This window comes from uncultured Thiodictyon sp. (assembly GCA_903837595.1).
Classification (GTDB): domain Bacteria; phylum Pseudomonadota; class Gammaproteobacteria; order Chromatiales; family Chromatiaceae; genus Thiodictyon.
In genome coordinates this window covers 1-9,471 of record CAILVI010000212.1, presented here as the reverse complement: position 1 = coordinate 9,471, position 9,471 = coordinate 1, and the positions used below count along the sequence as shown (strand labels likewise).

The following is a 9,471-nucleotide window of genomic DNA, read 5'->3' as shown; positions in this document are numbered from 1 at the left end:
GCATCCTCGGCCTTTTGAGCCGCGGACAGATTCTTCTGATGATCTGCGATCTGCTTGTCCACGGCAGCCACCGCATCTATGACGCCTTGCAGACTTTGCGCCGCCGTCTTCCCGGCCTCGGCCACTGCTGCAACAGTCGCAGCAGCCTTCGCGTCGGCGGCGTCCACCGCCAGTTTCCTGAGATACTCGCTGACCTGTGCGATCTCTTCTTTTGTCCGCCCGAGCCTGCCCATTGCCTCTGTTATTTGGTCGATAGATAGCCCGCTGGCAAGCGCTGCCTCTGCGGTCTTGTGCATTTCGGCGGTTGTTTCATCCTGCGTCTTTCCCAGCGCAGCGCCTCTTGCGTTAAGCTTATCGATGCCGCCCAGCCAGGTATCAGCCGCCAGTAATAGGGACTGGAAGCCGGTGCGGGTTTCATTATTTGCACCATAGAGCGATTCGACCGCACTAACCTGTGCCTTTATTGCGGTTTCATTCTTCGACCATGCGCTACTCGCCGCCGCCAGTTGCGATATTACCGACGCTTGATCTTGTTGCTTGAGCGCTTCGGTGTATACGTCGATTGCAACCGTGTTCGCTTCGTAGCCTTTACCGAGTCGCGCAATCTGGACCCCATGTTGATCAAGCGACAGGTTAAGCCCGGGGATGATCTGCGCCAGGCGCAAGGCGGCGGCGGTGTATTCTTGCGAGCCGACCGTGGAATTTTCCATGATTTGCCGCAGTCCGTTGATCTCGCCAACCTGGGCCGCCAGGGCTTCGCGGATCTTAACAAGACTGGCAGCTTGCTCGACGGCGGCCTTGTTATCCGTTTGCGCCTGGTTGAGCGCGGTGACGCTTTCCGTCACTTTGGCTATGCTTGCGGCTTGCTGATCGGCCGCCTTGCTATTTCCCGTTTGCGCAAGGGTAAGGGCGTCGATACTTCCGGCCAACTTCGCCATACCTGCGGCCTGTTTATCGGCTTCAGTCCCGTTGAAAGCCTTATCTAAAATATCTCCCAGCACATCTGCGGTCTTGGCTGAAAAGTAGGCCGCCGTAGCACCTAAAGCCGCGGTTTTGGCGATGGCGACCATTGTTCCATCTTTGATCTCTGAAATGATCTTAGCGGTTTCGGCAGCGACCTTTGCTATTTGGGCACCTTCTAGTGTGGCCCCCAGCACGGATTTGGTTGTATCTGCATAATCCCTGATCTTTTGCGTCGTACTGACGGCGGCGGCGCCACTGCTGGCGATCTCCGTACCCATTGCCTTTGCGGCATTGCCGGTCATCACGAAGTCTGCTGCCGCGCCGGTTTTCAGATTCTCCAGGGACACCAGTACGTCCTTGATCGGGCCGGATACCTGATCGACAGCCTCCAGCAGGATTTTGACGCTGAGATCTTGGGTCGCCATTGGCTATTTCTCCCGGTCGCGCGCCCGCTCAGCGAGCCAGTCCAGCAGTGTCAGGTAAAGCGTCCAGCCGTAGTCCCAGATGGCTACATGCCCGGCCTCGATGCAGGCGAGGCAGGCGCGGTCAAGGGTGCGTCCAGGGTCGTCGCCAAGCGCGCCTTTACGAGAGCGACGACGGGGGCGAAAAAATCCGCGTGCAGTGCCCACCACGCATCCTTGATGGCGACGATCTCCGACACGCTCAGGTCGTCTATCGAGGTCTCGGGCGGAAGGGTCAGACTGTCGGCGGCCAGGCCCAGTAGTTCCGGCAGGTGCGTGCTCAGTAGCTCTGTAATGGGCACCTCGGCCAGGTTTTGTAGGTCCTGTGCCCGCTCCAGGATGCGCCGCATGTCGCGCACGCGAAGCTCGCGCACGACAGCGCTGCGGCTGTCGCCCATGTCGATTGCTGTTTGTCTGCGCATTAGCTGATGATGTCCACGGTGTAGGGCGAGGTCTTGTTCGTGAGGGTGCGCATTTCGCCAGTCATCTCTAATACCGCGAAGTCGTCGGCCAGGAAGTCCACCTCCTTGGATGGCGTGAGCGTCGCCTCGTCGATGGTAACAGTTACGGCGGTACCGTCTACGACGTTGATCCCGTCCAGCTTGAGCTTGGCCTTGATGGTCGGCGTAGTTGACCCGGAGATCAGGCTGCCGGTGTAGGCCGAATAGAAATAGGTGAATGTCGTCTCGGTGGGCTCGGTGAGCGTGTCGCCGATGTATTTCACCAGCCCCAGGCGGAGGTTGAACTCCAGGTCCTCTTGCGGGATGGGCGTCGCCGCAATCGGTGTGGGCGTTGCGTCCGGGTCCGCGCCATAGCCAACCGTCATCGGAGCCACAGATATCTGGGCGCCCGTATCGTCGGCGATAATCGATCGGTGTGGCAGTTGGACCCAGGCGCCCGGGATCAGGGTCACCACGGCGGCCGTCTCGCCGGTTGCCTCGTCAGCCGTCTGGGTGATCGTGGACACGGTACCCAGTAGGGCCATGGCCAGCTTATCGCGGTCGATCTGGTCCAGGGTGAGTTTCAGCGTCGCGGGCTTTTTGGTGGCGACGGTCGCCAAGACCTGGCCCCGGGTCGCGCGCATCTTCGACAGTTGCGTCTTGATGTCGGTCGTCTCGCCGATGCTCATCTGTGTGGCATTGGAGACATCCAGATAGCCGGTGGAGACACCGGCATCGGTCAGCCTGTCGATGTAGAGGTCGCCCGAGAAGACGAAAGCAGAGGCAGTGGTAGTCATAGTTTCATCCTCAAGCTGCGTTGATGAGTTCGACGGTATAGGGTGCGGATTTTCCTGACAGTGTGCGCATTTCGCCCGTCATTTCGAGCGTGGCGAAGTCGTCGGCCAGGAAGTCGATCTCTTTTGAGGGTGTCAGGGTGGCCTCATCGATGGTGAGAATGACCGATGTCCCATCCACCACATTGAGCCCATCCAATAGCAAGGTGGCCTTGATGGTCGGCGTGGTGCTGCCGCTGATCGTATAGCCAGCGACCGAGCCATACTTATACGTCATGGTGCAGGCGGTCGCCGCGGTCAGGCTGGTCCCGACGTATTTCACCAACCCTTGCCGTAGATTAAATTCAACATCTGTGAGAGGGACGTTCACCGATCCGGCGGTTTTGGTGATGACGATGGGCGAGGTCCCGGCCGCATGGGCGGTGATGTTCGTATGCGGCATCTGCACCCAGCGGCCCGGGATCAGGGTCAGTGCGGTTGGTGTCCCCGCCCCGATGGTGGCTGCGCCTTGGGTCAGGATGCTGACGCTTCCGAGCAGGGCCATAGCCAGCTTGTCCTTGTCGATCTGGTTGAGCGTGAGTTTCAAGGTCGCGGGCTTTTTGGTGGCGACGGTCGCCAAGACCTGGCCCCGGGTCGCGCGCATCTTCGACAGTTGCGTCTTGATGTCGGTCGTCTCGCCGATGGCCAGTTGCGTGGCGTTGGAGACATCCAAGAATCCGGTCGAGACGCCAGCATCGGTCAACCGATCGATGTAGAGGTCGCCGGAGAAGACGAAGGCAGAAGCAGAAACAGTCATGATTTGATCCTCAATGATGATCGGGAAGTTCGGAAAGCGCCATTGCCAGGGCTGAATCTCTTACATCATCGACGCGCCTCTGCCACCCCTTTCCGAAATGGCCCCAGGTCGGTAGGTGTCGCAGGAACGCCAACCGTGCATCGCACAGGCCCTCGATGGTGCGCGCCTTGGAGAGCAACTTGCGCGCTTGGCTTGGCCCCGAATTGATAGCAAAATCGAAGACTGCCAGGTCCAGACCCGACGGCAGCGAATCGCATCCACACGCATCCCAATAGGTACGATAGACTCGCTGCAACTGCGCATCCGTGATCGCCAGCAGGTCCGCCTTGGTCGCGTGCGCTCCGAAGTAATGCCGGAATGTCGTGAGCGTGACGCCTTTCATGGTCTCCCCGCCCGGGTCCGCAGGATGATCCGAGAATCCGCCTTCAAAAGTCAGCACCAGCACCAGGGACGGCTCAAAGTTTCCTTTCATGGCGAGCCCCGGAAAAAACGCACGATGACAGGCATCCCGACATCCATGATCAGGTGCGTAATGAGCGTTCCCGCGGCGGCAATCGCGAGCACCCAGCCAGCCAGGGCAGCCCGGGTCAGGGTACTCACCCGGCCCTCGGCGGTTGCGATGAAAGATCGCGCGTGGTCGGCCCGGGATGCAGCTTCGTCCGCGCGAGCCACGGCGTTGCCGGCGACCATCGCATTGGATGTCACCGCGCCGAGTAGCGCCAAGTGATTCCTTTCCGCTTCATCGCGCGAGCTTTTCACTGATAAAGCCAGTTCCTGAAGGATTTCAGAATTGCTCGCCATGTATTCGGCGCTGCTTGCCTGACTATCCAGCAACGCCTTTTGGAGCATCTTGGCGTAATCGCGGTCCCGCAGCATTTCGGTCTTGATGATGTTGATGTTCATATCAAAACCATCCAGGCGATTACCCCACCTGACGAACAGCGCATCAATGTTATTGTTGCGCTTGTATTGGGTATCCCATGCCGCTTTTTGGTCGATGTGACAGGACGCGCGGAAGGGACACACATCGGTGGGGACTTCAGTCATGGTCACTGACTCGCGGGCGCTTTGCTTTTGAGCCACTGGTACGCAGCTTCGATGGCCAGATTGAGTAGCGCCCCGCTCAGCGCGAGGGCATACGTCTCGGCATGAGACACCACCCATTGCCGTTTTTGCTCTCCGGTCAGAACCTTATCTGTGGCGATGTATTTTACCGCATCGATAACTGAGTGCCAGTTATCCGAGCCGATCCACATAGAGAGGGCACGATAGATCAGTTGCAGGGCGATGGCTTGTAGCATTTTCACTCCGGCACAATCTGATAAAGTCGCTCAGCCAAAGCGAATCCGAACAACGGCCATGCATGGTTGATGGCATTCTCGCGAGCCAACTTGCGGCCGAGGTCAGCGTTGAAGTTTTCGGCGCTGACGCACGATGACTTGCCGACCAGAGTGAAGCCGTTGCGCAGGACCAGGACGCAGAAGGTTAGTCTACACAGCACTCCCGGAACGCACTCTGGCTGCACGTTGCCCTGGTATGCCTGGTCAACGCCCTGTGCCGCGGTGAAGGTCCATTCGCTGGTAATCTCCTCCTCAATATCCGCCAGCGTCACCCTCGGCGCCACGTGGGAATTTATGGCCCGGATTTCGTTCTCGATGTCTTGGTCAGTCATTTCGTATCCTCAGTTGAAAGTGCAGTCAGGCCCGACTCGCAGGGCTTCCCAGTCGGTATGCTCAAGGCTCAAAGAAGGGTCCGCGATCAGTGGGCGTACTGCCTGCCACTGGCCGGCCACTCGGGGCCGACACTCCAGGTGACTGCACCCCAGCAGCAGGAGCACCAACAGCGTCAGGAAACAGCGCACCGATAGCGCCGGCAATGGCGATACCTGCGGCAATGACGGCCTCCGCTTGGTCAGGGTGCGCGGTCGCCCAGCTCCCAGCGGCGAGCATGATGATACCCCGCCAGGTCGATGCTTCTCTTGCACGGGCGAGGGCGAAGCGCAGAATCCATGAGAGCCGCTTCGGCGTTTGCTTCACGACTTGCTTCGCTGCCTGGCGTAGCGCCTCAGCCCGCAGCGCCCTCTGGGTCTGTGGTCCGTCGTGTCCATCAATCGTCACGATGTACCCCTCCTCGCTCAGACGTTTCTGGATGTCATAGATTTTCTGGTCGTACTTCACGGTACCGCCCTCGCTGATTCAAACCAAGCATAGATAGCCGCGTCATCCAGGCCCAGCAGGGCGCCCAGAGTGGCTACCATGGGGTCAGTGGGACGCCACGTCTTCGCGCCGTGGTACCGTACCTGCTCCTGCGCTGTGAGATTCGCCGCCACGAATAGGTCCATTTGCGCCAGGACATTGGCAGCAGGAAACGATGCCAGTGGACCTTCAGTCACGGGCGGCATACCGGCCAACACATAGCGGCCTTGCCAGGCATCCACTGGAGCAATCGTGGGCGGCAGGAGGGGATCAGCAGGCTCGGGGGTGTTGCCGACGGCGAGCCACGCAAGATAGTCGCGGTCTTCTAAATTGGCAATAACATAGCCGCCGTCTATTTCTTTTCGGACTTGTCCGCCTTGAGTTAGTTTATACATTTATAACTCCACGTCTACAGACCAGTTGTAGTTAACATATGTAATTATAGGGGCTCCAGAGGCAACGTTTACAGCCTGCCAAAACCTTTCATCTGAAAACCCATTTGATTGATCAGTACAGTTTTGAAAAGAAGCTGACGTTTTTGTAACAGAAGATGGAGCTGCCCTTTTTACTACCTTGAAAGGCATAGAGTATGGAATAAAAGTTACATTGTTTGCGATTGGTAATTGGTGGATATAATATCCTTTTTCATAATACCTCTGGCACAAAGCCAGTTCTATCTGCATCGGGCGATATTCAAAGGGCGTAGCGTATGATCCTTCTTCAACCTGCACCGCGGTAATAGTAAACGTAGCCCCCGATGCTTGCCCAACCGATCCCGACCGCGCGTTAACCCCAGATCCGGCGTCGAACCAAAATTCCAGCTCTAGATAATCGTTGCCGTCTGAGCCAATGGTTTTGCCGCTGATGGATGGCACGCTAATCGTGACAGAATAGGTCGTCATCGCGGTAGTCAGCAGGACCGACACTCCCGTGCAAACAACAGAAGCCGACGGCGATCCACCGGAGCCGAAGACCTGCATTAAACCCACACCCAGCAAATGAGTGCCAGAAGAGACCTTAGCCGCGAACGAGACCGTAACGGTCTTCCCCGCCAACGTTTTGCCCCCCTCGATCTTTTGCATCAGCATGGCATAGTTGGCCGCCCCGACGGACGAGCTAGTCGTGAGTACGATGGCTTTAGATGATGCGTCCGAGGGGACCCCCGAGGTATTAGCCGCCGGTGCAACGGAGGTAAAACTGGAGCCCAGGCTAAATATTTTCCACCGATCCGCGGTGTATGCAGCGTTCGCCGTAAACGGCCCATTCCCTCTTTGCCAGATATCAAAATTCCCGTTGATGATCTTGTTACGGAACGATAGCCTACCGACAGCCGCTGATACCGCCTGCTTGACCCGCAGCGGGCTCAGGGAGCGCAGCCCGGCCTCGGTACCTTCCTCCACTTCCGCTTGTGTTGCTGCCGTCTGGGCGAGCTCGAAATCCGTCGCCGCGTGGCTCGCCGCCGTGCCAAGTTTGCCCGAGATGTAGGTCCAGACGCGGGACAGGGCGCTTTTCTTCAACGCCGTCGCTGATAGGTCGTAGATCGGAAGCTCATCCCCATCTTCCAGGGCAGCACCGATGTCGGCCAGCCCGTCGATTCCGACGATGGCCGCTACCTCATCAAGCTGACCCTGTACCGATCCTGCCGTGAGCGGAGCGGTTGCGATCGCCGTGACGCTGGATGCGGAGGGAGCCGTGACCCCACCGCCAGGGAGGGATGAGGACGTGCGGTAGTCCACCGCCTCCTGGTACTCGCCGTCGCCCCGATAAATCCAGCGATAGAGCAGCTTCATCTCCGGACCGAACGCCAGAGTCGGCATTACTGCATTGCGTGCTAAAGCGAGCGTGTTGTATGGCGCGGTCTTCGCTTGCGTCACAGTATAAATCGGTCTGTCTATATCGTTCGAGGCAAATACCCAGACGGCGATATAGTCGTTTGAGCTTGCATCGGTGAGCGCATAGCTCGAATTGCTTTTGGGGTACTGAAGTCTAGATGTCCCGGCGTTCCAAATATATGGCCGGTCATTACCTGCGTTGTTGGTGCCGTCTACGAATGTCCAGGCCGCCGCAGCCGTTTCATACCAGTTGCGAATCAGCTTTCCCTGGGCGGTTGTAACCGTTGTTTCTAGGTCCTCGTCCCATAGCGACCCGCCAACCAACTCGATTTTCCCATCTACCGAGGTTGTTGGGTACGTCTGGGAAAAGCTCCCATCGTTCTCTATTCTCGCTCCAATCGTTTCGTGTGCCCACTGGTGCCACGCTGAATCAGCATAGGCACTGTGCCGTTCTTCCTGAAGCGCACCAGCCGCGCCATTCCAGTAAACTAGAGCAACCGGGATTTTCGTCTGATCAAGAACATTCCACGAGGTTTTGCTCGCATTGAGCACGACCACGCCGCCAGATACCTCTGCCCAGATGAACCACAGCCCAACCGAGAGAGTTTTGTCGTCCAGGTCGACGGTTATCCCGGGATTGGATAGCGTGTAGGATACGCCTCCGATATAGATGGTCGCAGTAACCCCAACGGCAACTCCAAGAGTGAAGACGCGGCTTGTGTTATTGAAAGCAATCGTAGTCGCTGTGCGATTGGGGAATCCATGCAGGAATTGTTGCGCCTGGTTGGCGACATTACCAAGCCCGACCGTACTACTGGCCAGCGCATCGCCCGCAGCCAACCTGCGGGCGATCCCATCAACCAAGACCAGCGGTACACGCGTCGTCATGCCTTATGCACCAACGGGGGAGTCGATTTCGATGTGCAGCTCAGTCGTGCTGAGCGCGGTGCCGACCTTTACTACATATTTCCCGGTCGCGTCAGGCGGGTTTGCAGTAAGTTTCCCGGCGGTGCTCGCGTCCAGGTAGTAGACGGCACCGGCGGTCAGGGTCGTGGCGCCCATCACCGCAGTCCAGTTCGCACTGCTCAGCACGCCGCCGTATTGGACGGTGCCGCTCCCGCCGATGCCGATGGTTGCCTGACCAACCAGCCCAAGCACCTGCGAAGTCCCAATCGAGTCGGCCTTGGCCAAATCAACCGCACCGGTGGCAGATGAGTAGACTGCTTGGCCGATGGTGATCGCGCCTGCATTGGCGTTGGACAGGGTAAAAACCGGCGAAGGCGTCGCGCCAGATACATCATCGCCGGCAGCAAGCCTCCGCACGATACCATCAACCAGCACCAATGGAACACGAGTTGTCATTGCATTATCCTCACAGGTAAATAGGGGGTTCGACCATGATTTGCAGGGTCATCGTATCGACCGCACGGCCGATGCGTACCAATGCCAGCCCGGCGGTCTCGGGCGGAGTAGTCGTCAGCGTTCCCGGCACACTTGGGGAGAGGTAGTAGACCGAGCCAGAGCTAAGAGCCGCTGTCCCGGTAACAGCAGACCAGTCGGTAGATTCTGCCGTTGACCGGGTATAGGTGCAGGTAAATCCTGATGCAGTATCCGCCATGGCCAATCCAGCCACCTCACCGCGGCCCGGTATTGCTGCATCCGCCAGGGCGGCCAGCCCTTGGGCGGTGATGCGCACCGCGGCTCCGGCTGGGATTGGCTCGGCCGCCTCAGCGGTTCCCGGCCCTAGCGGCCCAATGGGTCCGGGAGGTCCGGGAGGTCCTTGCTGCGCAGCGGTCACGACTATTTCGGCAGGGTTCCCTAATGAAACAATGATGGGTGCCGGTGTTTCCGATACGATATCCACAATATATGGAGATGACGTCACCGCAGTAACAGCGAGGCTAGTCACAGGGTGATATCCTCAACAATATTGACAATAAACGTATCCGTCGATGTCCGGGTCTTGTCCTGGAAAGTGATCTCTAGGTCT

General features: G+C 58.3%; 13 protein-coding genes. All 13 read right to left on the bottom strand.

Annotation, left to right across the window (positions count from 1 at the left end):
- Positions 1-1,388, bottom strand: a 1,388-nt coding sequence (locus QZY44_RS11415) for a hypothetical protein (protein WP_295446275.1), incomplete at its 3' end; no start/stop codon positions are given.
- Between the two features lie 83 nt (positions 1,389-1,471).
- Positions 1,472-1,846 (bottom strand): hypothetical protein, encoded by a 375-nt coding sequence (locus QZY44_RS11410; protein WP_295446273.1) that lies wholly within the window; start codon positions 1,844-1,846, stop codon positions 1,472-1,474.
- Positions 1,846-2,661: a hypothetical protein gene (locus QZY44_RS11405; protein WP_295446271.1), complete on the bottom strand. Its 816-nt coding sequence runs from the start codon at positions 2,659-2,661 to the stop codon at positions 1,846-1,848. Before QZY44_RS11405 ends, QZY44_RS11410 begins: the two co-directional genes overlap by 1 nt.
- Positions 2,662-2,671: 10 nt before the next feature.
- Complete coding sequence (locus tag QZY44_RS11400; protein ID WP_295446269.1) at positions 2,672-3,454, bottom strand: hypothetical protein; 783 nt, start codon at positions 3,452-3,454, stop codon at positions 2,672-2,674.
- 10 nt (positions 3,455-3,464) lie between these two features.
- Positions 3,465-3,899: a glycosyl hydrolase 108 family protein gene (locus QZY44_RS11395; RefSeq protein ID WP_295446268.1), complete on the bottom strand. Its 435-nt coding sequence runs from the start codon at positions 3,897-3,899 to the stop codon at positions 3,465-3,467.
- Between the two features lie 23 nt (positions 3,900-3,922).
- Positions 3,923-4,501, bottom strand: coding sequence for a hypothetical protein (locus QZY44_RS11390; RefSeq protein WP_295446266.1), 579 nt, complete (start codon positions 4,499-4,501; stop codon positions 3,923-3,925).
- A 2-nt stretch (positions 4,502-4,503) separates the two neighbouring features.
- On the bottom strand, positions 4,504-4,755 hold the full coding sequence (locus tag QZY44_RS11385) for a hypothetical protein (protein WP_295446264.1): 252 nt from the start codon (positions 4,753-4,755) through the stop codon (positions 4,504-4,506).
- 2 nt (positions 4,756-4,757) lie between these two features.
- Complete coding sequence (locus QZY44_RS11380) at positions 4,758-5,126, bottom strand: Gp49 family protein (protein WP_295446262.1); 369 nt, start codon at positions 5,124-5,126, stop codon at positions 4,758-4,760.
- Between the two features lie 61 nt (positions 5,127-5,187).
- On the bottom strand, positions 5,188-5,631 hold the full coding sequence (locus tag QZY44_RS11375) for a hypothetical protein (RefSeq protein ID WP_295446260.1): 444 nt from the start codon (positions 5,629-5,631) through the stop codon (positions 5,188-5,190).
- Positions 5,628-6,044, bottom strand: coding sequence for a hypothetical protein (locus QZY44_RS11370; protein WP_295446258.1), 417 nt, complete (start codon positions 6,042-6,044; stop codon positions 5,628-5,630). The genes QZY44_RS11375 and QZY44_RS11370 overlap by 4 nt, the downstream gene beginning before the upstream one ends.
- Positions 6,045-8,369 (bottom strand): hypothetical protein, encoded by a 2,325-nt coding sequence (locus QZY44_RS11365; RefSeq protein WP_295446256.1) that lies wholly within the window; start codon positions 8,367-8,369, stop codon positions 6,045-6,047. It lies immediately after the preceding gene.
- A 3-nt stretch (positions 8,370-8,372) separates the two neighbouring features.
- On the bottom strand, positions 8,373-8,843 hold the full coding sequence (locus tag QZY44_RS11360) for a hypothetical protein (RefSeq protein WP_295446254.1): 471 nt from the start codon (positions 8,841-8,843) through the stop codon (positions 8,373-8,375).
- Positions 8,844-8,853: 10 nt separating this feature from the next.
- Positions 8,854-9,177 (bottom strand): hypothetical protein, encoded by a 324-nt coding sequence (locus QZY44_RS11355; RefSeq protein WP_295446253.1) that lies wholly within the window; start codon positions 9,175-9,177, stop codon positions 8,854-8,856.
- Positions 9,178-9,471: the final 294 nt, after the last annotated feature.

What these genes read in the sequence shown, in the direction of transcription:
- QZY44_RS11410 (WP_295446273.1), bottom strand. Translation starts at nt 1,846, where the DNA reads ATGCGCAGACAAACAGCAATCGACATGGGCGACAGCCGCAGCGCTGTC.
- QZY44_RS11370 (WP_295446258.1), bottom strand. Translation starts at nt 6,044, where the DNA reads ATGTATAAACTAACTCAAGGCGGACAAGTCCGAAAAGAAATAGACGGC.
- QZY44_RS11400 (WP_295446269.1), bottom strand. Translation starts at nt 3,454, where the DNA reads ATGACTGTTTCTGCTTCTGCCTTCGTCTTCTCCGGCGACCTCTACATC.
- QZY44_RS11385 (WP_295446264.1), bottom strand. Translation starts at nt 4,755, where the DNA reads ATGCTACAAGCCATCGCCCTGCAACTGATCTATCGTGCCCTCTCTATG.
- QZY44_RS11360 (WP_295446254.1), bottom strand. Translation starts at nt 8,843, where the DNA reads ATGACAACTCGTGTTCCATTGGTGCTGGTTGATGGTATCGTGCGGAGG.
- QZY44_RS11380 (WP_295446262.1), bottom strand. Translation starts at nt 5,126, where the DNA reads ATGACTGACCAAGACATCGAGAACGAAATCCGGGCCATAAATTCCCAC.
- QZY44_RS11405 (WP_295446271.1), bottom strand. Translation starts at nt 2,661, where the DNA reads ATGACTACCACTGCCTCTGCTTTCGTCTTCTCGGGCGACCTCTACATC.
- QZY44_RS11365 (WP_295446256.1), bottom strand. Translation starts at nt 8,369, where the DNA reads ATGACGACGCGTGTACCGCTGGTCTTGGTTGATGGGATCGCCCGCAGG.
- QZY44_RS11390 (WP_295446266.1), bottom strand. Translation starts at nt 4,501, where the DNA reads ATGACTGAAGTCCCCACCGATGTGTGTCCCTTCCGCGCGTCCTGTCAC.